Source organism: Mycobacterium sp. 236(2023), assembly GCF_029623955.1.
Lineage (GTDB): Bacteria > Actinomycetota > Actinomycetes > Mycobacteriales > Mycobacteriaceae > Mycobacterium.
The window spans coordinates 1,039,692-1,061,783 of the sequence record NZ_JARSBP010000002.1 but is presented as its reverse complement, the minus strand read 5'-3'; the positions used below and the strand labels follow the sequence as shown (position 1 = coordinate 1,061,783).

At 66.6% G+C, this 22,092-nt stretch carries 19 protein-coding genes; 7 read left to right on the top strand and 12 right to left on the bottom strand.

The genetic code is table 11. From position 1 onward, the window contains the following. Positions 1-38 precede the first annotated feature (38 nt). Entirely contained in the window at positions 39-2,825 is a 2,787-nt protein-coding gene (locus P9A17_RS07600) for a LuxR family transcriptional regulator (protein WP_278037945.1), read from the top strand. On the opposite strand, the gene P9A17_RS07595 is transcribed toward P9A17_RS07600, so the two are convergent. Both P9A17_RS07595 and P9A17_RS07590 read right to left on the bottom strand, forming a co-directional pair. Further along, positions 2,818-3,600: a glucose 1-dehydrogenase gene (locus tag P9A17_RS07595; protein ID WP_278037944.1), complete on the bottom strand. Its 783-nt coding sequence runs from the start codon at positions 3,598-3,600 to the stop codon at positions 2,818-2,820. The genes P9A17_RS07600 and P9A17_RS07595 overlap by 8 nt on opposite strands. Before the next feature lie 60 nt (positions 3,601-3,660). Beyond that, positions 3,661-4,548: an alpha/beta hydrolase gene (locus P9A17_RS07590; RefSeq protein ID WP_278037943.1), complete on the bottom strand. Its 888-nt coding sequence runs from the start codon at positions 4,546-4,548 to the stop codon at positions 3,661-3,663. A gap of 53 nt (positions 4,549-4,601) precedes the next feature. Between P9A17_RS07590 and P9A17_RS07585 the strand changes: the two genes are divergently transcribed. Continuing rightward, positions 4,602-5,402, top strand: coding sequence for an SDR family NAD(P)-dependent oxidoreductase (locus tag P9A17_RS07585; RefSeq protein WP_278037942.1), 801 nt, complete (start codon positions 4,602-4,604; stop codon positions 5,400-5,402). Here the strand turns inward: P9A17_RS07585 and P9A17_RS07580 are convergent, their stop codons facing one another. The 3 genes from P9A17_RS07580 to P9A17_RS07570 form a co-directional block, all read right to left on the bottom strand. Continuing rightward, positions 5,403-5,756: a Fe-S protein gene (locus P9A17_RS07580; RefSeq protein ID WP_278037941.1), complete on the bottom strand. Its 354-nt coding sequence runs from the start codon at positions 5,754-5,756 to the stop codon at positions 5,403-5,405. It lies immediately after the preceding gene. Between the two features lie 97 nt (positions 5,757-5,853). Then, positions 5,854-6,393 carry an isochorismatase family cysteine hydrolase gene (locus P9A17_RS07575; protein ID WP_278037940.1) on the bottom strand — a complete coding sequence of 180 codons (540 nt, stop codon included), beginning with the start codon at positions 6,391-6,393 and terminating at the stop codon, positions 5,854-5,856. 33 nt (positions 6,394-6,426) lie between these two features. Next, a complete protein-coding gene (locus tag P9A17_RS07570) occupies positions 6,427-7,047 on the bottom strand; it encodes a TetR/AcrR family transcriptional regulator (protein WP_278037939.1) in 621 nt (206 codons plus the stop codon). A 57-nt stretch (positions 7,048-7,104) separates the two neighbouring features. Between P9A17_RS07570 and P9A17_RS07565 the strand changes: the two genes are divergently transcribed. Beyond that, positions 7,105-8,307, top strand: a complete 1,203-nt coding sequence (locus P9A17_RS07565) for an oxygenase MpaB family protein (RefSeq protein ID WP_278037938.1) — start codon at positions 7,105-7,107, stop codon at positions 8,305-8,307. Between the two features lie 226 nt (positions 8,308-8,533). Then, positions 8,534-9,559: a sensor domain-containing diguanylate cyclase gene (locus P9A17_RS07560; RefSeq protein WP_278038646.1), complete on the top strand. Its 1,026-nt coding sequence runs from the start codon at positions 8,534-8,536 to the stop codon at positions 9,557-9,559. Here the strand turns inward: P9A17_RS07560 and hpnE are convergent. Further along, a complete protein-coding gene (gene hpnE / locus P9A17_RS07555) occupies positions 9,556-10,920 on the bottom strand; it encodes a hydroxysqualene dehydroxylase HpnE (RefSeq protein ID WP_278037937.1) in 1,365 nt (454 codons plus the stop codon). The genes P9A17_RS07560 and hpnE overlap by 4 nt on opposite strands. Before the next feature lie 98 nt (positions 10,921-11,018). Here hpnE and P9A17_RS07550 point away from each other — a divergent pair, with 98 nt between their 5' ends. Beyond that, positions 11,019-12,962, top strand: a complete 1,944-nt coding sequence (locus P9A17_RS07550; protein WP_278037936.1) for an NAD(P)/FAD-dependent oxidoreductase — start codon at positions 11,019-11,021, stop codon at positions 12,960-12,962. Next, positions 12,962-13,987 carry an alcohol dehydrogenase catalytic domain-containing protein gene (locus P9A17_RS07545; RefSeq protein WP_278037935.1) on the top strand — a complete coding sequence of 342 codons (1,026 nt, stop codon included), beginning with the start codon at positions 12,962-12,964 and terminating at the stop codon, positions 13,985-13,987. Before P9A17_RS07550 ends, P9A17_RS07545 begins: the two co-directional genes overlap by 1 nt. Here the strand turns inward: P9A17_RS07545 and P9A17_RS07540 are convergent. Then, complete coding sequence (locus P9A17_RS07540; protein ID WP_278037934.1) at positions 13,972-14,352, bottom strand: DUF4345 domain-containing protein; 381 nt, start codon at positions 14,350-14,352, stop codon at positions 13,972-13,974. The genes P9A17_RS07545 and P9A17_RS07540 overlap by 16 nt on opposite strands. A gap of 33 nt (positions 14,353-14,385) precedes the next feature. Here P9A17_RS07540 and P9A17_RS07535 point away from each other — a divergent pair, with 33 nt between their 5' ends. After that, positions 14,386-15,171 carry a helix-turn-helix domain-containing protein gene (locus P9A17_RS07535; protein WP_278037933.1) on the top strand — a complete coding sequence of 262 codons (786 nt, stop codon included), beginning with the start codon at positions 14,386-14,388 and terminating at the stop codon, positions 15,169-15,171. A gap of 72 nt (positions 15,172-15,243) precedes the next feature. On the opposite strand, the gene P9A17_RS07530 is transcribed toward P9A17_RS07535, so the two are convergent. The 5 genes from P9A17_RS07530 to P9A17_RS07510 all read right to left on the bottom strand — a co-directional run bounded on the left by P9A17_RS07530 (position 15,244) and on the right by P9A17_RS07510 (position 22,055). After that, positions 15,244-16,554, bottom strand: coding sequence for a PE-PPE domain-containing protein (locus P9A17_RS07530; protein ID WP_278037932.1), 1,311 nt, complete (start codon positions 16,552-16,554; stop codon positions 15,244-15,246). A gap of 665 nt (positions 16,555-17,219) precedes the next feature. Continuing rightward, positions 17,220-19,565 (bottom strand): SpoIIE family protein phosphatase, encoded by a 2,346-nt coding sequence (locus tag P9A17_RS07525; protein WP_278037931.1) that lies wholly within the window; start codon positions 19,563-19,565, stop codon positions 17,220-17,222. A 123-nt stretch (positions 19,566-19,688) separates the two neighbouring features. Beyond that, complete coding sequence (locus P9A17_RS07520) at positions 19,689-20,339, bottom strand: MspA family porin (RefSeq protein ID WP_278037930.1); 651 nt, start codon at positions 20,337-20,339, stop codon at positions 19,689-19,691. A gap of 296 nt (positions 20,340-20,635) precedes the next feature. After that, positions 20,636-21,286: a thioredoxin domain-containing protein gene (locus tag P9A17_RS07515; RefSeq protein ID WP_278037929.1), complete on the bottom strand. Its 651-nt coding sequence runs from the start codon at positions 21,284-21,286 to the stop codon at positions 20,636-20,638. A 136-nt stretch (positions 21,287-21,422) separates the two neighbouring features. Beyond that, entirely contained in the window at positions 21,423-22,055 is a 633-nt protein-coding gene (locus P9A17_RS07510; RefSeq protein WP_278037928.1) for a TetR/AcrR family transcriptional regulator C-terminal domain-containing protein, read from the bottom strand. Positions 22,056-22,092 lie beyond the last annotated feature (37 nt).

Genomic DNA, 22,092 nt, shown 5'->3' with positions numbered 1-22,092 from the left:
TGGTGCGCGGGGTTTTGCCCACTGCGATGATGAGTGGCATGTCCAGCGCTAGTTCGGGAGCAGGTGACGATCCGCGCGTTGCTGGGTTCCTGCAGTCGGCGGCGTCAACGCCGACGGGCCTGGTCATCGAGGGTGAAGCGGGCATCGGCAAGACCACGCTGTGGCTGACGCAGTTGCAGCGCGCGAAAGAACTCGGTTTTCGGGTGCTGACGGCGCGCGTCGGGCAGGCCGAATCCGTGATGGCGTTCGCGGCGCTGGCCGACCTGCTCGACGACGTGGAGGACGAGCACTTCGTGTCGCTGCCCGGACTGCAGCGTCTTGCCCTGGACCGCCTGCTGCTCCGCGCGGGCAGTGACGGTCCGCCGACCGACCAGCGCGTGGTCGCGGCCGGTTTCGTCGCGGTACTGCACGCACTCGCCGAGAAGTCCCCGGTCCTCATCGCGATCGACGACGCCCAGTGGCTGGACACGTCCAGTCGCGTGGCCATCGAGTTCGCGGTGCGCCGCCTGCACGGCCCGTTCGGCGTCCTGGTGACGGAGCGGTGCGCGCCCGGCGAGTCCACGACGATGGGCTGGTTGCGGCTCGACCGCCCCGACGGGGTCGGCCGGGTGTGCGTGCATCCGATGAACACCGCGCAGGTGCACACGCTCATCTCGGAGCGGCTGGGCCGCAAACTCACTCGGCCCGTGGTGCTACGGATCGCCGAAACATCGGGCGGCAACCCGTTTTTCGCCCTGGAACTGGCGCAGGCGGTCGGTGATGGCGCGGTAGGGCCCGAACTGCCCCTGCCCGCCACCCTGACCGATGTGGTGCGCCGCAGGATCGGTCAGCTCGACAGCGATACCCGCGAGTTGCTGCTCAGCGTTGCCTGCGTGGCCAATCCGACCACGGAGCTGCTGGCTCAGGCCGGCGGCACCACGGTCGAGGATGTGGCGGAACGGCTGGAGCGTGCCGAAGCGGCGGGCATCGTCGTCCTTTCGGGTCATCGGGTCCGCTTCACGCATCCCCTGCTGGCCAGTGGCGTCTACACCGACGCCGGCCCCACCGCGCGCCGCGCGATGCACCGCACGATGGGTCTGCTGGAGACCCAGCCGGAACTGCGGGCCAGGCATCTGGCGCTGGCGTCGGCGAGTGGTGACGAGCAGATCTTCACCGCCCTCGATCAGGCGGCCGACGCCGCCCGGGCCCGCGGCGCGCCCGCGGCGGCCGCCGAGCTGGTGGACCTGGCGATCGGGCTGGGCGGAGACGGCCCCATGCGTCGGATGAAGTCCGCGGAGAATCACTTCCTGGCCGGCAACACGGCAAAAGCCGCTACGGCACTGGGCCGCATCGACTCGTTCGAGCCCGCAATCCTGCGTGCTCTGGCGGCGAGTCAGCTGGCCACGGTGCGCATGTACGAGAACGAACACAGCGGGGCGGTCGAGCTGTTACGGGCCGCACTGGACGACGCGGCGGGCGCCGCACCGGTCCAGGTGCAGGTGTTGCTGCGACTGTCCTTCGCGCTGAACAACATCGGCGAACTGGACGAAGCGCTGCGGTACGCGCGCGACGGCGTGAAACTCGCCGAGGAACTCGGCATACCCGGGGTCACCAGCGCCGCACTGGCTTGGTCGGTCCACGTCCGGTTCCAGAGCGGACGCGGCCTCGACGAGGAATCGCTGACCCGGGCGCTGACGCTCTACGACAGCGCATTCGATGTGCCGATCATCTTCCGCGCCCCGTTCGTGAACGCGCTCGCGATGTCGTGGACGGGTCGGCTCGAGCAGGCGCACCGGGAACTGACGGAGTTGCGCAGTGTCTGTGTCGAGCGCGGCGCCGAAAGCGACATGATGGCCATCGCCGGGTTTCTTGCGATCAATCACCTGTGGCGTGGCCAGCTCGCCGAGGCCGAGACCGAAACCGCCGAGGCCGTGGAACGCGCCGAACAGCTCGGCGGCGATGACGTCCTCATCATCCCGATGACGGTGCGCGGCGCGATGTCGGCGTTCGCCGGCAGGGTCGAGGACGCGCGGGCCGACGCCCGGTGGGTTCTCGGTGCGGTCAGGAACCGCCAGGCGTCCCACATCGCCGACTGGCCCGGTATGACACTGTGCTTCCTCGAGGAGTCACTGGGAAATCACCGGGAAGCCCTTGAGGCGCTGGATACTTCGTTCCTGGAGCGAGGCCGGGTGCCGTCGACGGAGCTGATGTATGCCTGGCACCTCCCGGACGTGATCGAGGCGATGGTGGGCGTCGGCCGGCTCGACGACGCCGAGTTTCTCACGGCGGCACTGGAACTCAACGGCGCCGAGCATGACCGGCGCTGGATGAAGGCGGTGGGGTCTCGGTGCCGGGCGATGCTGCTCGCCGCCCGCGGAGATATCAGTGCCGCAGAGCTGGAGGCGCATCGAGCGATGGCCGAGCACGACCAGCTTCCGATGCCGTTCGACCGGGCGAGAACCCAGCTGTTGCTCGGCCAGCTTCAGCGGCGGCTGCGTCAGAAGCACACGGCAGCAACCAACTTGACCGAGGCGCTGCAGGAGTTCGAACGGTTGGGTATCCCGCTCTGGGCGGCGCGAGCCAAGGCCGAGCTGGCCCGCACCATCGTCGCCTCGGCGGACAGTCTGAGCCCGTTGACGCCGTCGGAGCAACGCGTCGCCGAAATGGCGGCCTCCGGTGCGACCAACAAGGACATCGCGGCCGCGATGTTCATCAGCGCCAAGACGGTCGAGCACAACCTGACGAAGATCTATCGCAAGCTGGGGATCAACTCGCGCGCCGAGCTGGGCAGGCGGATGGACCGCGACAGTACAGCGAACGACACGGGCGCCGCCCCCCTTAGGTGATCCACTCCGGCTGCTGGTCGACGTCCACGGCGGAGAAGTCCTTGTGCGCGAGGCCGGCGATGGTGCCGCCGTCGACGACGAACTCCGCGCCGGTCGAGTAACTGGACTCGTCGCCGGCGAGATACACCACGAGGTTGCTGACCTCGTGGGGCTGCGCGATCCGGCCCAGCGCGGACTGGAAGATGTCCTCGGGAACCCAGTCGGCCATCGGGGTCTTGACCAGGCCGGGGTGTACCGAGTTGACCCGAATTCCGAAGGGCCCCAATTCAAGTGCCGTTGACTTGGTCAGACCGCGGACGGCGAACTTGGTGGCGGTGTAGCCGTGGCAGCCGACAGTGCCCGCCATGCCCTCGATCGAGGAGATGTTGACGATCGACCCGCGCCCTGCGGCTTTCATCGTCGGCGTCACCGCGCGGATTCCGAGGAAGACGCCGGTGAGGTTGATGTCGAGGATGCGCTGCCATTCGGCGAGGTCGTAATCCTCGACGGTGCCGATGTTGAGGATGCCCGCGTTGTTGACGAGGATGTCGAGTCCGCCGAATTCGTCGACGGCCGTCGTGACGGCCGCATCCCAGTCCTCAGTGCGCGTCACGTCGAGGTGGACGTAGCGGGCGGCGTCTCCGAGTTCCTCGGCGACGAGTTCGCCGTCGGCATCGAGGACGTCGCCGCACACCACCTTCGCCCCGTGGCCGACCATCACCCGGGCGTGCGATGCGCCCATCCCTCTGGCGCCGCCGCTGATGAGAGCGACCTTGCCCGCCAACCGTCCTGACATCAATCCTCCTGAGCTCAAGGCTTTTCGGCCCACACCATACGCTTGGCACCTAGTGGATGGTCACGGTTTCGCCACATCGTGGCGCGCGAGGAAGTCGAGCACCGCATCGGCAAACAGGTCGTTGCGATCGCCGGCCACCATGTGACCCGCACCCTCGACGTCCACGAAGTCGATCTGAGGGAAGCGCTCAAGAAACTCCGCGGCGCGATCGCGGCTGACGAGGTCACTGACCTGTCCGCGGACCAGGAGCACGGGGACTCCGTCGGCGACGACCCGCGCCACCGCAGCGTGGAGACGATCGGTGTCGACGACCTCCATCGGCGGATACGCGGCGGTGCCGTCGATGAACTGCGGATCCCAGTGCCAGTACCAGCGATCTCCCCTGCGCCGCAGGTTATTTCGCAGACCGTCGAGGTCGCTCGGCCTCGGCCGGTGCGGGTTGTACTCGGCGATCATGTCGGCGACCTCGTCGAGCGAGGCGAAACCGTCCGCCATCTTGTCGGCCATGAACGCATGGATGCGCTCGGCTCCCGTCGGATCCATGTCGGGCACGATGTCGACCAGCACCAGCGCGGCCGCGATACCGGGCGACAATTCGCCTGCCAGCAGTATCGACGTCAGTCCGCCGAGCGACGCGCCGACCAGGACAGGGTGCGGCGGCAACTGTTGCAGAAGTTCCCGGATATCGGCGGCAAAGCTCATCACCCGGTAGTCGCCCTCGGACGACCAGTCCGACTCACCGTGCCCGCGCATGTCGACCGTCACGGCCTGCCATCCGCGCTGCGCGACGGTGGCTGCCGCGCGGCCCCACGACCGACGGGTCTGGCCACCGCCGTGGAGGAACACCACGGCGCGCGCGTCGGGCCGACCCTGCCGGTCGGCCACGATCCGGACGCCGCCGTGGCCGCCGGCGAGGAGGGGCACCGGCGCCCCCGTCATCTCCGTCATCTTCGGATGGTAGCGAGGATCCTGTCGGTGATCCCGTAGGCCATACTGTCCCGATGCTCAATGGTCTTGCCGGCAAGGGTGTTCTGGTCACGGGTGCCGCGTCGGGTATCGGCGAAGCCACCGCACGGCGGCTGCTCGACGAAGGTGCCACGGTCGTCGGCATCGACCTCGCATCCGCCGCTCCGCCCGAACTGTCCGGCACGTTCGAGTACGTCACCGGAGACGTCCTCGACAGCGCGACGATCGAGCGGGCGGTGGCGGCTGTCGTCGCCAGTGCCGGCCGGCTCGACGGCGTCGTCCATTCAGCCGGGGTCGGCGGCGGTGGACCCATCCACCTGCTGCCCGACGACGAATGGGATCGCGTCGTCGACGTCAACCTCAAGGGCACGTTCGTCGTGATGCGTGCCGCGCTCGCGCAGATGATGACGCAGGACCGCCTCGACGGTGAACGCGGTGCGATCGTCACACTGTCCAGCATCGAGGGGTTGGAGGGCACCGCCGGTGGCAGCGCCTACAACGCGTCCAAGGGCGGCGTCGTGCTACTGACCAAGAATGCTGCGATCGACTACGGCCCCAGCGGGATTCGGGTCAACGCCATCTGCCCCGGCTTCATCGAGACACCGCTGTTCGACTCGGTGATGGGCATCCCCGGCATGGAGGGACCCCGGGACGGACTGCGCCACGAGCACAAGCTGCGTCGCTTCGGCCGCCCACACGAGGTCGCCGCCGTCGCCTCGTTCCTCGTGTCCGCCGATGCCAGCTTCGTCAGCGGCCAGGCCGTTGCCGTCGATGGTGGCTACACCGCCGGCCGCGACCACCACGTCACGGAGTTGATGGGCCTCGGCGAGCAGTAGTCACCAGATCACTGCGATGCCGGCGGCGGTGAAGGCGAGCGCGCCGACGGCGAAGAACAGCGGTCGCGGCACCGCGTTCCCGGTGCGGCGCTGGCGCGCGTTGCCCATGCCCAGCAGTCCGCCCAGTGTCACCAGGATCGCCAGTTTGATCCCGATCTTCGGATAGTTCAGTTCGATCCCCGCCGGCCAGGGCGCCGCGAGCACGAACCCGGTGAGCAGCGAGACCAGCAGGCCGTAATCCATCAGGCGCGTCGTCCGGAAGCGGCCGGCCACCGCTTCGGCGGCCCACGCCCCGAACGTGACGGCGAAGCCGACGATGTGCAGCAGAACAACTACAGACCGTAGTACTTCCATGGGCTGAGGCTACAACACTCGCGCATACCGTCAACCCTCGAATTCCGCCTCGTTCCGCTCGGATCGCGCCATCCGGCAGCGCCCGTGAGTTACGGGCTCAGGCAAGGCATTCGGAAGACGAGCAGAGCTCCGCCCTCATGTTCTGCTTCATCATCTGCAGCGCCGCGCTACCGAGTTCGGCGTCGATGTGCGCCACGGCGTCAGCGGCGACCACCACGTCGTAGTGCCGCACGTACCCGTCGAGGGCCGTGTAGAGGATGCACTGCTCGGTTACTTGTCCACTGAGGATGATGCGCTGGGCCCCCAGACGACTGAGCATGTAGTCCAGCGGGGTCGCATAGAACGCGCTGTGACGCACCTTCGTCAGGAACCGGCTGTCGGGGCCCGGCGTCAGCGGTCGCACCAGCTCCGGGCGCGCCCCATCGAGCGCGGCGTTGACGATGTCGGACGGTTCCGCCGTGAAGTCGCCGTAGTTGTCGTTGACGTACACGAGGTCGGTGTCGTCTCGATTCCGCGCTTGCTCGACCAGGCGGGTCAACGGTTCGATGACCTCTTCGGCGCTGGCGGCGAGCGCGTCGGCATCGGGGTGGTTGTAGCTGTTGAACATGTCGATCACCAAAAGCGCGGTCTCACTCATGAAGGTCGAATTACCCGGTGCGGGCGCATCTAGTCAGGGCGGGGTCAGCGCTGCGGCCAACATGCGTGCGGTCAGCGCGACCATCGCGTCGCGGTCCGAGTCCGGCGGGCGTTGCAGCGCGATCCGCAGGCAGGCACTCGACGTGACCCCCATCGTCAGGAACACCAGATCGTGCAATTCGGCCGGCGACAGGTCCGGCCGGGCCCGTCCGGGGATCGCCGAACCCAGCGGCAGAAGGCTGCGCTCGATCTCGTCCATAGCGGCGTGATTGAGGTACGGCGGCACGTCAAAAGATGAGGATGTCAACGCTGCCTGCAACACCGGCGCATGCTTTTCGTAGGCGGTGGTCAACGTGTCCACCACCGCAAGAGATGCGGTGTCGACGTCGAGATCGAGGGCCTTGCCGACGCCGCGGACGAGTTCGAACGAGATGTCGCGGGCGGCCTCGTCGACGAGCTCGGCGAGGATTGCGGCACGGTCGGGAAAGTACCGATATACAGTGCCGATGCTGACGTGGGCAGTGTCGGCGATGGCCTGGGTGGTCAGCGTCGCGACGCCGTGGCGGGACACGATCCGCAATGCGCTGTCGAGCAGGCGCCTGCGCATCTCCCTGGCGCGCTGCTGCTGAGGTCGGGACCGCATCTGTGTGGCCATCGGCCACCTCCCAGAAGGTGAGTAGTAAGTGAGTGATTCTCATGTTTGCATAGACTCATGACACAGGTGAGCAGCTCGGTCCCCAATGCCGACGTCGCGGTGCGCCGGTACGGACAGTTCGGCCGCGACTGGGTCGCCGGAGCGGGCATCGCCGACCCGCTGGCGGACGCGGTCGTCGAGGACTTCGCCTCGCTGCCTCCCGGGGCGGGGATGGTCATGTTCCGCGCCGCTGTCGCCGGCGGTATCGACTCGGCCGCCGGGGCGCCGCCATCGCTGCGCGCCTTCTTCGCCGAGGTGGACGCCGAACCGGACTGGCTCGACCGCGGGCGCCTCGATCGTGCGGCCGGGCACCTCGTGCGTCACATGGCGTCGTACGGCATCGTGCTCGGCGCCGCGTCGCTGACGGCCGGGGCGATGAATTCGACTGCCGGGATGCCGTTGGTGATGACCGGGCGCTACACCAGCCAGGCGGCGGTGCGGTCTCTGGAAGTCGGGTCGTGGATGGAGACGATCCTGACCCCGGGCGGTCTGCGCCGGGACGGCGCGGGTTTCGCGACGACGTTGCGGGTCCGCATGATCCACGCGTCCGTTCGCCGTCACCTGTGGCAGAGCGGCGACTGGGACGAGCGGGCATGGGGTGCACCGATCCCGCAGAGCTTCATGGCGTTCACGATCGCCGAATTCGGCCACGTCGCCCTGGCGGCCATGCGCAAACTCGGCATCCGCTACACCGCAAGCGAACTCGACGACATCTACCACTTCTGGCGCTATGTCGGCTTCCTCAACGGTGTCGGCCCCGAGCTGAACCCCACGAGCGAAGCCGACCACGTCCGGATCGAGAAGCTTTACGTGCTCACCGCCACCGATCCCGACGACGGCGACAGGGACTTCGTCCGGGCGTTGAATCGCGACTACCTCGCCGTCGAGATCGCCGATCTGCTCCCGTTCGGCGGCGGCCGCAGGCACGGGTTCGCGGTCTCGGTGGTGGACGGGCTTACCCGTGCATTCCTGGGTGACGCCGCTGCGACGAAACTCGGCGTCCCCGACACGCCGTTCAAGCACCTGCCGTCTTTGCTCAGCCCGGTGATCGGCACGGTGAATCTGGCACTTTCGGCCATTCCCGGGGTGACCGATCTGCGAACAAAACGGGCCCTCGCCGGCTATCCCCGGGTAATGACTCAGCAAAGGTTACGCTATGGAATGGCGCATGACCTGGTCGATGAGGCGCCGGACAGCAGTGCACACCCCGCCTCGGTGTGAGGTAAACGACTGAATAAATCTCTTCAGAAATACCCATGTTCACGATCAGCCTTTTGTCGGCCGTGTAAGATTTGCTACTGGTGAGTTCGTCGAGACGCGGCGAACAGTTTTACACGGAGGTTGGGCAATGAGCGCCACGCCTTTGACTTCAGTACCGACCGCGGCACTACCGACGGCGCCGGTCGTGGCACATCCCGACACCTGCGACGCCGAGTACGTCCGCGGTATGACGCGGCTCATGCAGGCCGTGCAGGAGCTGTCGCTGGCCCGCAGCCTTAACGACATCATGCGCATCGTCCGCACCGCAGCCCGTGAGCTCACCGGTTGTGACGGCGCGACGTTCGTGCTGCGCGACAACGGCAAGTGCTACTACGCCGACGAGGACGCCATCGCTCCGCTGTGGAAGGGCAGTCGGTTCCCGATGGAGATCTGCATCAGCGGGTGGGCAATGCTCAACAAGGATGCCGCCGTCATCCCCGACATCTACGTCGATGAGCGCATCCCCCACGAGGCGTACCGCCCGACCTTCGTCAAGAGCCTGGTGATGGTGCCGATCCGCACCCTGGACCCGGTCGGCGCGATCGGTAATTACTGGGCGCACGAGCGTCAGCCCACGCCGCGCGAGATCTCGCTGCTGCGTGCGCTGGCCGACTCGACGTCGATCGCGATGGAGAACGTCGCGGTGTACTCCGAACTGGAACAGCGGGTGACCGACCGCACCGCCGCTCTCGAGCAGGCGAACGACGAGATCCGCCACCTGTCCCTGACCGATGACCTGACCGGGCTCTACAACCGCCGCGGGTTCCACCTTCTTGCCAATGCCGCGCTGCTCGCTGGGCGGACCCACGGCCATGACAGTGCGCTGGCATTCCTCGATGTCGACGGCCTCAAGCGCATCAACGACGAGGACGGTCACGATGTCGGTGACGTCCTCATCGGCGACGTCGCAGAGGTGCTGCGGGACGCTGTGCGCGCATCCGACATCGTGGGACGTTTGGGTGGTGACGAATTTTCCGTGCTGGTACCGGAATTCACCGACGGTGCGGCGGCACTGCACGCGCGGCTGCTGGATGCCTTCCGACGGTTCAACGACACCGGCGCGCGGCACTACCGTCTGGCCGCGAGCATCGGCGTGATCGATGTGCCACACGACGACATCAGCACCCTGGAACAACTGCTGGCCCGCGCCGATGAGCTGATGTACGAGGACAAGAAGGCCAAGTCCGGCGGTGCGGAAGTCATCGCGGGCTAGTCGGTGCGTCCGAGCTCGGCGTGTACCAGATCGACTGCCCGCGAAGCGCTTTGCGCAGCACCCTCCATGGTGGTCGGCCAGTCGTTGTGGGTCCAGTCGCCCGCGAGCACGAGATTCGGCAGTGCCGTGCGGTTGTCCGGCCGGATCGTGGACATGCCCACGCGGGACGAGAACGTGGCCTTGGGCCACGGCACCACGGTGACGTCCAGCACCTCGGCGTCACGCGCGGCGGGATAGCTGACCCGCAGCGCTGCGACCAGCCGGTCGCCGGCCTCCCCGTTCTTGAGCGACATCAGGTCGTAGGCGGCGCACGTCGTCAGGGCATACAGATGCTTGCCGTCCTCGCGGGGACCATGCATGTGGTCGCGGTCGAAGACCCAGCCGATGTCGCTGTCCAACAAGGATTCCCACGGGGCGACGGTGCCGAGCGGGCGATCGAGGAGCACGTAGGCGTTCATGATCGGGATCGGCTCGAGCTTCTTGGCGGACAACCGGACATCCTCTGAACTCGGCACCTCGTCCAGCAACGTACGCAGATTCCACGACGGAACGGCGAGGATGACGGCGTCGGCGTCGAGCGTGGATCCATCGCCCAATCGGACGCCGGTGGCCCGGCCCTCCTGCGTGGTCACCGACGTCGCGCGGGTGCGCAGACGCACGTCTACCCCGCGTTCGATCATGACCCTGCGCGCACCGTCGAGATAGAGGGTGTCCAGATCGACGGTCGGGTAGCCGATCCGCACCGCTGTGCTTCCCATCCGGCGCGCGCGATCCGCACCGGTACGCAGCAGCGCCGCGAACGCATGAGCCGACGCCAGGTGGGGCAGCTCGTTGAGAAGCCCGATCACCATCGAGTTCAACACGACCCTGCGAACTTCGCGGGGCATCCGGACGCGGTCGAACCACTCGTCGACGGTGATGTCATCGAGCGAGTCGTCGAAACCGATGACGTCGCGCACCAGCCGCGCCCATGCGGGCGCCGCGCGGAGCATGGTTCCGATCCCCAACCCCTTGACCCGGCCGAGCATGACGCGGCGCAGGTTCGCGGGCCGGATGCCGAATCTCTCGGCGTGCCCGCCGGGGTAGCGAACGCCGAACTGGTCGGGGAACTCCAGAAGGTGGCGGGTGCCAATGGAATCCAGATAGCGGAACACGTTCTCGTAGGAACCGGCGAAGACATGCTGCCCGTTCTCGATCGCGTCGCCGTGGCCCGACGTCAGCCCGATGGTGCGGCCGCCGAGCGAACCGTTGCTCTCCAGCAGTGTGACGCGGTAGCCGAGTTCGGACAGCCAGACCGTGGCTGCCAGGCCCGCCAATCCGCCTCCCACGACGACGACGCGCTTCACCGCGACTGTGGCCATAACGGAATCGTAGGGGGCTGCTCGTATCGGCGACGTTGCGCTACGGTCGACCAGCGATATACGTTACCGCTCGTAGCGTATTGGACGAGAGGACACCAATGACGCGCACGTTTCACGCCGGGCAGCGCTTCTCCACGTCGACGTCCGAGATCGCCGACGCCCTGGAGCAGGTCAGCATTCCGACGCTGCTGCTGTCGATGGTGCACATCACGGGCGACCCGGCGTTCATCCGCGACTTCGCGCAGGCCGGCCTGTTCCTCAACGAAGTGCAGGGGTTCATGTCCGAGGAGGACAAGGCCCGCGCCCGCGCGGCCGCCCTGCCCGCCATCGTCGACTACCGCGATCGCGGTTGTCCGCCGCCTGCTCCGTTACCTGCCGACCTCGTCAGGGAGATGCTCGATTGGGCGGCCGCTGAACCGGTGGACGACGCCAATCTCCCGTTGGTGCTCGAGGAGCTCGACCTCGACGGCGCCGATCCGCGCCGCCCGGCCCCGCTGGATCCCGTGCGGGCCGAGAACTTCCGGGTGATCGTCATCGGCTGCGGCGAGTCGGGGGTGCTCGCCGGGCTACGGCTCAAACAGGCAGGTGTGTCGTTCGAGATCATCGAGAAGAACGGCGGTCCCGGCGGAACCTGGTGGGAGAACACCTATCCCGGGGCGCGCGTCGATGTGGCCAACCATCTCTACTGCTACAGCTTCGAACCGAGTAACCACTGGCAGCACTTCTTCGCCGAGCAGCCGGAGCTCGCGGGGTACTTCGACGACGTCATGAACCGCCATGGGCTGCATGCCCACACGCGCTGGAACACCGAGGTGCTGTCCGCGGCATGGGACGACGCGACGGGCCTGTGGACGGTGACGGTACGCACGGACGCGGGCACGCAAACCTTGACCGCGAATGCTGTCATCTGCGCAGTCGGACAGTTGAATCGGCCGAACATGCCGGATTTCCCCGGGCAGGACACGTTCTCGGGCCCGGCGTTCCATTCCGCGGCGTGGGACCACTCGGTGGACATCGACGGTAAACGGGTTGCGTTGATCGGGGCCGGCGCCAGTGGATTTCAGATCGCCCCCGCCATCGCGGACAGGGTCGACTGCCTGGATGTCTTCCAGCGCACCGCCCAGTGGATGTTCCCGAACCCCGCCTATCACGAGGCCGTCCCCGACGGCGTCCGGTGGGCGATGGAGAATCTGCCGTACTACGCCCGCTGGTACCGCTTCCTGCTGATGTGGCCCGGCGCCGACAAGGGACTCGACGCCGCGAGGGTGGATCCGGATTACACCGATCCGTCCGACGAGAAGAACTACGCCGTCAGCGAGATCAATGCGCTCGCGCGGATGATGTTCACCGACTGGATCACCACTCAGGTGGGCGATGACGCAGAGCTTCTGGCCAAAGTCCTGCCCGACTATCCCGCGACGGGCAAGCGCACGCTGCAGGACAACGGCAGCTGGTTGTCGACGCTGAAACGACAGAACGTCAACCTCATTCGCACGCCCGTGCGTGAGATCACCCCGCAAGGGATCGTGACCGAGGACGGCCTGGCCTACGACATCGACGTGATCGTCTACGCCACCGGGTTTCGTGCCACCGAGATTCTGGCGCCGATGACCGTGACCGGTCGCGGTGGCGCCGATCTGCACGCCGAGTGGGGCAGGCGGCCGTTCGCCTACCTCGGCATCACGGTCCCGAAGTTCCCGAACTTCTTCATGATCTACGGCCCGGGAACGCATCTGGCCCACGGCGGCAGCCTGATCATGCATTCCGAACTTGAGATGCAGTACATCAATGCGTGTCTCGAACACCTCGTGTCGACGGGCGCGCGGTCGATGGAGCCGAGGCCCGAACCGACCGAGGCATGGCATGAGCGCACGCAGGAGGGGATCAAGCAGACCGTGTGGGCCCACCCCGCGGTGAAGCACTCCTATTTCAAGAATCCCTCCGGCGAGATCCACACCGTAAGCCCCTGGCGTCTCTGCGAATATCGGGCTGCGCTGCAAGATCCCGACTGGTCACAGTTCCGTTTCACCGAGGAGGTCTGATGCGTGCGGTGGTCATCGACAGCGAGCGCCGGATCAGCGTCGCCACTCGTCCCGACCCGGAGCTGCCTGCGGCCGACGGCGCCATCGTGGAGGTGTCGGCCACCGCGATCTGCGGATCGGATCTGCACTTCCTGGAGGGCCACTATCCCATCGATCAACCGGTGTCGATCGGCCACGAGGCCGTCGGCGTGGTCGTCGAGACCGGTTCGGAGGTCACCGGTTTCCGTTCCGGCGACCGCGTGCTGGTGTCATCGGTCTCGGGATGCGGCCGCTGCGCGGGATGCGACACGCAGGACCCGGTGAAGTGCGTCCGCGGTCCGCAGATCTTCGGTTCGGGTCTGCTCGGCGGCGCGCAGGCGGATCTCCTCGCGGTGCCGGCCGCCGATTTCCAGCTCCTCGCGATCCCGGACGGTATCGACACCGAACAGGCGCTGCTGTTGACCGACAATCTCGCCACCGGGTGGGCCGCGGCCAAGCGGGCCGACATCCCAATGGGGGGCACCGTGGTGGTGATCGGCGCGGGAGCGGTCGGTCAGTGCGCAATACGCAGTGCCTTCACCCTGGGGGCGGCAAGGGTTTTCGCGGTCGACCCGGTCGAGGCGCGTCGCGCCCGCGCGACCGCCGTCGGCGCACAGGCACTGGAAACCCCCGCCGCACAGGCTGTCCTGGAGGCCACCGGTGGACTGGGTGCCGACGCGGTGATCGACGCCGTCGGCACGGACACGTCCCTCGACGACGCCATGACATGTGTGCGCACCGGTGGCACGCTGTCGGTCGTGGGGGTGCACGATCTGCAGCCCTATCCCCTACCGGCACTGGTCGCCTTGCTGCGCAGCCTGACGATCCGGTTCACCACCGCGCCCGTGCAGCAGACGTGGCCCGAACTTATTCCCCTGCTGCAGGCGGGCCGCCTGCGCGTGGACGGGATCTTCACCGGTGCGATGCCGTTGGACGATGCGGCCCAGGCTTACGCCGCGGCGTTCTCCCGGTCGGCAGAGCACCTCAAGGTTCAGCTCATTCCCTGATCCCCCTGCACCGCGAACAACGCTGCGGCAGCCACAGATTCGACGAGGAAGTAGAACCAGTTGGGATAGAAGCGCGTCGGGCCGTCGAGCGCGGAGATCAGCCGCCCGAACGCCATCCCCGCCAGCGCTGCGCCGACGGCGACGACGATGCCGGTCCGCAGTGCCTGGTCGGTGGCGGCAAGGACGAGGATCGCCGCGATCGCCAGGCCGAAGCCACCGTAGACGGCCCGAACCTCCGACCGCGCTGCCGCCGACCCGAGTGTGATGCCGAACGGAGCGACCAACCTGGCGGGTACGGCGAGCGCGTAAACCCCCATCCCCGCGAAGAACACCGCGGCGACGGCAATGACGACAGTGGCGACCACGCTAACCTCCTAGTTGACGTCCAGGAGATCACCATGACAGCTGCGGAAGTCTCGGCGCTTCCACGAACCTGCTATCCGGCGGTGTGGCTGTGGCCGGGCCAGGCGCTCTACGCCGGTCCGAGCCTGAATCTCGAACCTCATTCCGGGTCCGTCTGGTGCCTGGCCGTCGGCGTCGACGGCGATCTCACGGTCACTTCCGGCAAGAGCCGGGTCGTGGCGCGTAGCGTTCTGATTCCACCGCGACTCGTCCACCATCTCGACACGCACGGCGGCGGCTTGGTGTCATGCTATTTCGACGCGTCCTCGGACCGGGTGGCTGGATGCCGCGCGAAATGCACAGGGGCGACGGGTCAGTTCGCCACTGAACACGCCGATTCAGCTGTGCTGGCGCAGGTTCCACGTGACGACGCCTCGGCACTGCGATGGCTTGATCTCGCCGCGCCCGCGTCGAGACGCGGACTCGACCCACGAATCGCTGAGGCCATCGCGCGGATCGCGGCGGATCCCGCCGGCGCACCAGCGGCCCGAGAACTCGCGGCCGAACTCGGGCTGTCGGAATCGCGTTTCCTTCACCTGTTCCGCGCCGCCGTCGGCACCAGCCTTCGCCGCTACCGGATATGGATGCGGTTGATCGGCGTCGGCGTCGCGCTCGCGGCGGGCACGAACCTGACGGATGCCGCAGCCGATGCGGGCTTCGCGAGCCCGTCACATCTCGCGGACCGTTTCAAGTCGACGTTCGGCCTGACCGCCACCGACTTGCTCAGTCGCGGTACCGCCCTTCATCTTCCGGATGCCGGCGCCCGCTCACGCACTGGGTGACGCGCCCTGCCGGAGATACCACGATGCCCCGGCCAGAAGGCCGGGGCATCGGGTCAGCGGAGCCCGGGGAGGTTACTCCGAAGATCCTGCGGATGTTCCGCTGTCGTTCGATGAGTCGGACTCGGTCGAGCCGGCGTCATCGGACTCCCCGCCGTCCTCGTCGTCCCCGTTCGAGGACGAGACGGCGGAGGTGTCGCTGTCGGCTGCCTCGGCCTCGGCCGCTGCATCGGCTTCCGCGGCTGCTTCGGCGCTCTCCGCGACGGCAGCCTCGTCGGCCTTGTCGTCGGCCTTGTCGTCGACCTTGACCTCGTCTTCGGCGGCAACGCGCAGCGATGCCACAGCGGTGCTCGGCACCTCGGCCGGCGAGCCGGAGACGACCCGCGCGTTGGTGGCCTTGGTGGTGGCTTCGGCGGCCGGCGCCGCGACCACGACCGGAGCGGCGGCTGCGGTGACCGGTGCAGCCAAGGTCGCGACCCGTGCAGTCGGCGCGGTGAGGGCGACGGGAGCCGCGGAGACGAGAGACTTCGGCGCAGCCTTGGGAGCATCGTTGCGGATGTAGGCCGCATCGATCTTCGCCTTGAGCTCGGCTTCCTTCGACGCGAGCGACGGGAACATCCGCACCAACGGCAACTTCTCGGCTGGAACCAGGTAGTGAGTCGTCTTGCCGCCCAACGAGTTCACGTCGACGTCGATGTTCTTGGCCGGCACCTTCGACAGGTCTGCATACATCACGGGCACGTGCTGGTAAAGGGCACCGGCGATGGCGTTGGTGACGGCGAGTGTGTTCCACCAGCGGTCCGGGAAGTCGGCCATGCCGTCGTACTCGCCCGTGATGACGATGACGTCGTACTTGGTCTCGGGCGCGGGGCGGTAGGTGTAGTCGAACTTCTTGTTGTACTTGGCGTTGTCGTCAATGATGTTCTGGCGGCTGGAATCTGCGACCACGACGAACGTGATCTTGTCCTTGCCCGGCGCAGTGGCGCTGGACGCGAGATCGCGCAGCACCTCGTTGACGACGAGGGATCCAGCCGACAGCCCGACGACGGTGACCTTTTCACCGGCCTTGAGTTGTCCCAGCGAGGAATTGATCTGCGTGGTGAGGTTGGTCTTGCCCACGTTGATGGACTGACCGAGCGTCAGGTGGTTCTTGCCGGTCATCGGGCCCGCCTGGGCCGGCCAGTTGATGCTCACGCGCTGCTGGTTCTTGAAAGTGCCGCCGAGCAGCGGAGCCATGATGACGTCGCTCATCGACGGTGTCGAGATGCCGCCGATGACGAGGGCCTGGTTCGCCGCGTGCCCCGCGGTGGCGGTGGACAGCGCGACGGCCGCCGAAGCAAAGAGGGTGCCGCAGGCGACACCGGTTTTGCGCAGAGTGATTCCCATGAGTTCTCCCCGGATTAAATGCGATGTTGGTTCGCCGGATCACCGGCGCCAGGGAAGCATATGGGTCCGGTTGACTTCGGCGATAGCAAAATTTTTCAAATTCTAATGAATGCACCTTTAGCAAAGCTCGTTAACTTCGCCTTTTCGAGCATTTTCGCGCAATATGCACGCGCACCGGCGCGGCAAACGACAAAATGCGGTTTGAGTCGATGATCATGGCCAGTCACATAAGTTGCTGTTGAAAGGCTGTAATCGAGCTACCCGCTTCACCGGCCCCTCCGGCTTTGATCACTTCAGTATCACTAATCCCATCAGCAACTTCGCAAACGCTGATAGCGTCAATTTTGCCAGCAGCAGCTGAAGGCTAATAAAAGTTCCTTGCACTTTAACGATCAAGAAGCACACGTATCTGAGCGGTTAACGACGTTACGCAGCAACCTTCTTCGAAGGGCTTACCTTCGGGCAGATCCAACTTGATCAGCGGCGGGTAAATTTACACATAAGTGAATTTATGTCGTTAACACAGCAAAGCAATGACAGAAGAGCTGTCACGGGCGCTGCACACGACGTGCGTCGCCTGCCCGGCACCAACAGTCACCGCGAGATTGTGAGATACCGCTAAACCCTTGAGCACCTGCGGATTTGAGAGACGAAACGTGCGCGTGTCAGGCTCTGCGCAGCGTGACGACGGTGACGTCGTCGTCGACGAAACCGGCCGCCGTCGCCGTCCAGATCGCGGACGCGGACATGTCACCGGCGCCACCGAGCCGTGTGGCCAGCCGGTGGAGCCCGTCGTCGATCGCCTCGCCGCGCCTTTCGACCAGCCCGTCGGAGTAGAGGACCAAACCATGTCCCGGCTCGACGACGAACTCGCTCTGTGCGTATGTCGCCCTGGTGACCCCGATCGGGGGTGACAACCGAATCGGTGCCGGCTCCGCGATCGGCGCCGAGTTCGTCAGATACGGCATCAGGTGCCCCGCCGACGTCGCTTCCACTGCACCCGAACCAAGATCTACCCGAGCCACCAACACTGTCGCGAAAGCACCGACCAGCATGTGCAGGGCGAAATCGTTGAGCTGGCTGACCGCATCGCCGGGCGCGGCACCCATGAACAGGTGCGCTCGCAGGGCGTTTCGCAACTGCGCCATCGTCCCCGCGACGGTCACGCCGTGACCGGCGACGTCGCCGACCACGACGACCAACCGGCCGTCGCGCAGTTCGAAAGCGTCGTACCAGTCGCCGCCGACGCGACCACCCGCGGCAGGCTCGTAGTGGGCCGTGAGGTGCCAATCGGTCAGTGTCGGAATCGTTTCGGGGATCAGGCTGCGCTGCATTATCTCCGCAACCCGCAATGCGCCACGGGTGCGTTGATAGAGCGACTCCACCAGATGGCGCCGTAGCGCGTCGGCCGAGTCGGTCTCCGTCTGCCTCCACGGCTCGCCGCGCTCGCGCACGGTTTCGCGCCAACGCTCGAAAGACTTGCGGGGGCTGAGCCGGACTTCGTCACCCTCACTGACGGCGATGGCCTTGTTGTGCGGGTCGCCGCCCCAGTCGACCGAGCGGAGCACTTCGCGCCGGAACCACACGACGAACTGGCCGTCGGGGAGGTTGAGGGCCAGCGCTCCGGCGGCCAGCCGAGGATCGACGTCCAGGTCCGGCAGCGTCCGCGAAAGGCTCTCGGTCCACGCGATCTCAGCCCCCGAGGAACGGGCCCATGCAGCGACCGCGGCGACCACCCCGTCGGGCGGGATGGTCCCGCGCACCTGACGGTTTTCTCCGATGTCGGCCACGACGCCGTCGGCCGGCACCAGATCGAGCAGATCGGGCGCCCCGAACAGCGCCGCCGTCAACGGCTTTCTGTCATCCATCGTGGCGGCGGTCAGTTTTGTCAGCATGGCCTGCGCATCGAGGCGTCGGTGCAGCTCGTCGTCCTCGAACTGGTCGACCAGGCGCAGCGACAGCGTGGACCCGAGGAACTCAGCGGCGGCCCTGGCACCGAACGGCGGCACATGCGGACCGGCGTAGTGGTGACACGCGATCAACCCCCACAGCTTTCCGTGCCTCAGCAGCGAAATCGACATCGACGCCTGCACACCCATGTTGTGCAGATATTCGATGTGGATCGGCGAGACGCTGCGCAGCGTCGCGTGCGTGAGGTCTTGGGGTGTACCGACGGCCGGGTCGATCGACGGGACGAGAGGAGCGGGCACGTAGCTGACATCGGAGATGAGCCGCAACCAGTTCTTCTCGTACAGCGCCCGCGCCTGCGCCGGGATGTCTGTCGACGGGTAGTGCAGGCCAAGAAACGAGTTGAGATCGTCGCGCCTCGCCTCGGCGACCACCTCGCCGTTGTACTCCTCGTCGTAGCGGTACACCATCACACGGTCGAACCCGGTGAGTTCACGCACCGCCCGGGCGGTGGTGTCGTAGAGCTCGGTCAGCGTGGCGGCCTGATTGAGCTCCTCGACCGAACTGCGGACGGCTTGGTAGGTGTTCGGGAACGAGTACGGGCGCTCACCGTAGGCGATCTCCAATTCGACGAGCAGTACCCCGCCGGGTTCGCGGTGCAGGATCGCGTCGAATTCGCGCAACTCGCCCCGCACGTCGATCGAGCATTCGACAGGGTTGCGGCGATGCAGGTCGCCGAAGATCGACGCCGCTGTCTCGACGAGGGCCGCCTGGTCGGCGCCCATCAGTGCCGACAGATGGTTGCCGAGCACGGTATCCACGGGACGACCCAGCAGTTCGTCGACGTTCGCGCTGACCTGCCGGACCTCGAAGTCGGGCTCACGAACGACGGCGAGTACACCGCGCGGCTGGATGCTGCCCGGGATGTGGATCGGCTCGCGGGCACAGTTGTCGAGATCGATCGGCGTCCCGACGGGGACGAGGTCGTCGCCGTCGGTCACGCGATCAGCGCCGCCGGTTCGGTGATGAGCAAGTGCGCCTCCCCCGTTCCACATGTCCGACAGCCGATCGTGCCGAACCCCCACGTCGACGAAGCTGTTCATCAACCTTTACCACTGATCATCCAACCAGTAGGGCCATGTGACGACATCTCCGGTGGGTGCGCGCGTCCGGACACCAGTCGGCCCCTGGCGCGAGACCAGGGGCCGACGGCGGGAAGCGTTGTGTCAGTTCATATTCCATGGAGTTCCATAGGTACTGACGCTGTCGCCGTTTTTCGAGATCAGTCGCGCGTAGGGTCGCAGCAGCACGCCACCTGCCGCACCGGTCACCGTGCCGTGGGCGTTGGATACCGCGACGGAGCCGCCGGCGCCGGAGACGTCGACCGAGAAGGTCGCGACTTCCTGGATACCCGGACCGTTTCCGAGGTCTGCCGAGATCGATACACCGGGCAGCAGCGGCGGAGTCACGATGGAGTTCAACAGACCTCCGTCCGGGTCGGTGCCGTCGTACACCGCGCCATAGCCGTCGTAGGCGATGTTCGGGGTGGTGTAGCTGAAGTTGATCGCGACGCCCAGTGACCAGGGGAAGCCGACCTGGTAGCCCAGCTCCATCGTGCCCTCGAACTCGTCGGCGCCCTCACCGGCCACGATGTAGGTCGCCTTACCGGAGTGGAACCACTCGCGGGTGAGGCGGTTGCGGTCGAGCGGAAACACTCCGTTTAGGAACGTGTCCCACTGCTGGATCGTCAGCGTTCGGCCTTGCCCGTCGACCAGGCTCAGCTCGTTGTCCAGTCCCGCGTGGGAGGTGCCGGTGCCCACGAACAACGCCGCGACGGCCGTCGCCATCGCGATCAGCACCCGACTGATTGCCTTCATGTTTCCCCTAGTTGGTATTCGGCGGCGTGATGACCGCCGGTGATGTGGTCGCCTGGCACCGTGGCGATCGGCATTGACCCGGGTGTAGGAGTTCCTGCTGCGCAAGCGTGGTTTTGTCGGGCTCAACGTAAAGCATCGATGGCGCGACACAGCCGCAGCGCAGTCGGCATTGGGCGGTCAGGGGAAGCCGCTGAACGTCAATTCGGCAGGTCGGACGGACCAGCAAACTGGCAGCACACTAGCAGCGCTAAACGATCTGATACCGCCGGTGAGAGCGTTTCCGGCGCGCGCGGCCGCTATTGCTGGAGGGCTTTGTCGATCGCCGCGCCGAGGTCTCCGTAGGAGCGGATCGTCAGCTGCTCGCCGTTGAGGAAGAAGGTGGGGGTGCCCTGGACCCCGAGCGCCGTACCGTCCGCGACGTCTTCCCTGATGCGCTCCAGCGTGGCGGGGGCGTTGTAGGCATGCTCGAAAGCAGCCATGTCGAGCCCCAGATCGCGTGCGAATCCTGTGAAGACGTCGTCGGCCGGCGCCTGCTGTTCGCCCCATTGGCCCTGTGTCTCGAACATCCTGGTGTACATCTGCTCGAACCGGCCTTGCTGGGCTGCCGCCTCGACGGCGCGGGCCGCGCGTTCTCCGTTGACGTGGCCGGGCATGGGAAAGTACCGGGCGACGAAGTTGACGCGCGTCCCGTATTCGGCCCGCAACTGTTCGACGATCGGGTAGGCGGCGCGGCAGCCTTCACATTCGAAGTCGAGGAATTCGACCAGCGTCACGTCGCTGTCCGGTACCGAATTGAGCCGGTGGCTGTTCTCGCGGACTACCGGGGTCGATCCGTCGGCCGACGCAGCATTGCCGGCGCCGTCCCTGCTGGAGAAGTAGATGCCGGCGCCGATCGCGGCCGTGACGGCGACGAAGAGTGTGGCCAGAATCCGCGTGAAGGGAGCCATGCGTCGGGTCCTTTCCTGCGCCGTGCCGACTATCTACGTAGTAACTACGTAGATAGTTCTACCAGGCGACACCGGTTGCCACTGCGCCGACGGCAGACGCGTGCGACTGCCGCGCCCCGTCGGCGGTCCTACCGAATCAGACCCGTTCGACCGGCAGGCCGTACTGAGCAGCTATGCCGTTGAGCAGCATCGTGATTCGATGCTCGAAGGCTTCATCACCGAAGGGGTCGTAGCCGGACTGGGCGACCGCGCGCAGTGTTGGGTACGTCGACGGGCCGCGTCGGCTCACCAGCCGCGCGATGCGCGCAGGCCACGGCTGACCGGTTTCGGCCTGCAGATGTTCCCGGTGCGCCTCACTCACGCTCCCGATCGCCAGCGCACTCACGGCGGCCCACACCGCGATCGCGTCGTCGGGCTCCAACCCGACGCTGTTGAGCGCGTCGAGTGCGGCTCCGATGTAATCCATCTCGTCATCGTCGGTCACGGCCCCACTCACGAACTTCTCCAGCAGTGCCGGCTCGGCCGCCAGCACGGTCCGGATATAGGTGGCATAAGTGTATAGCCATGTCGCCCAGTGCCCACCGTCGTAGCGCGGCGGCGGCGATTGCGTCAGCGCTCCCCTGGCGGCCAGCCGCAGCAGTTCGTCCTGATTCTTCACATGGTGGTACAGACCCGGCAGGCTGATCCCGAGGTGGTCGGCCACCCGACGCATCGTGACGTTGTCGGCGCCGATGTCGAGGACGGCGTTGACGATCGCGTCTCTGTCCACTCGCGGTGGTCGGCCCCGGCGTGGCGCCCTCTCGTCG

Coding starts and splice junctions, on each gene's coding strand:
- P9A17_RS07600 (WP_278037945.1), top strand. CDS start 39: ATGTCCAGCGCTAGTTCGGGAGCAGGTGACGATCCGCGCGTTGCTGGG.
- P9A17_RS07595 (WP_278037944.1), bottom strand. CDS start 3,600: ATGTCAGGACGGTTGGCGGGCAAGGTCGCTCTCATCAGCGGCGGCGCC.
- P9A17_RS07590 (WP_278037943.1), bottom strand. CDS start 4,548: ATGACGGAGATGACGGGGGCGCCGGTGCCCCTCCTCGCCGGCGGCCAC.
- P9A17_RS07585 (WP_278037942.1), top strand. CDS start 4,602: ATGCTCAATGGTCTTGCCGGCAAGGGTGTTCTGGTCACGGGTGCCGCG.
- P9A17_RS07580 (WP_278037941.1), bottom strand. CDS start 5,756: ATGGAAGTACTACGGTCTGTAGTTGTTCTGCTGCACATCGTCGGCTTC.
- P9A17_RS07575 (WP_278037940.1), bottom strand. CDS start 6,393: ATGAGTGAGACCGCGCTTTTGGTGATCGACATGTTCAACAGCTACAAC.
- P9A17_RS07570 (WP_278037939.1), bottom strand. CDS start 7,047: ATGGCCACACAGATGCGGTCCCGACCTCAGCAGCAGCGCGCCAGGGAG.
- P9A17_RS07565 (WP_278037938.1), top strand. CDS start 7,105: ATGACACAGGTGAGCAGCTCGGTCCCCAATGCCGACGTCGCGGTGCGC.
- P9A17_RS07560 (WP_278038646.1), top strand. CDS start 8,534: ATGACGCGGCTCATGCAGGCCGTGCAGGAGCTGTCGCTGGCCCGCAGC.
- hpnE (WP_278037937.1), bottom strand. CDS start 10,920: ATGGCCACAGTCGCGGTGAAGCGCGTCGTCGTCGTGGGAGGCGGATTG.
- P9A17_RS07550 (WP_278037936.1), top strand. CDS start 11,019: ATGACGCGCACGTTTCACGCCGGGCAGCGCTTCTCCACGTCGACGTCC.
- P9A17_RS07545 (WP_278037935.1), top strand. CDS start 12,962: ATGCGTGCGGTGGTCATCGACAGCGAGCGCCGGATCAGCGTCGCCACT.
- P9A17_RS07535 (WP_278037933.1), top strand. CDS start 14,386: ATGACAGCTGCGGAAGTCTCGGCGCTTCCACGAACCTGCTATCCGGCG.
- P9A17_RS07530 (WP_278037932.1), bottom strand. CDS start 16,554: ATGGGAATCACTCTGCGCAAAACCGGTGTCGCCTGCGGCACCCTCTTT.
- P9A17_RS07525 (WP_278037931.1), bottom strand. CDS start 19,565: ATGAACAGCTTCGTCGACGTGGGGGTTCGGCACGATCGGCTGTCGGAC.
- P9A17_RS07520 (WP_278037930.1), bottom strand. CDS start 20,339: ATGAAGGCAATCAGTCGGGTGCTGATCGCGATGGCGACGGCCGTCGCG.
- P9A17_RS07515 (WP_278037929.1), bottom strand. CDS start 21,286: ATGGCTCCCTTCACGCGGATTCTGGCCACACTCTTCGTCGCCGTCACG.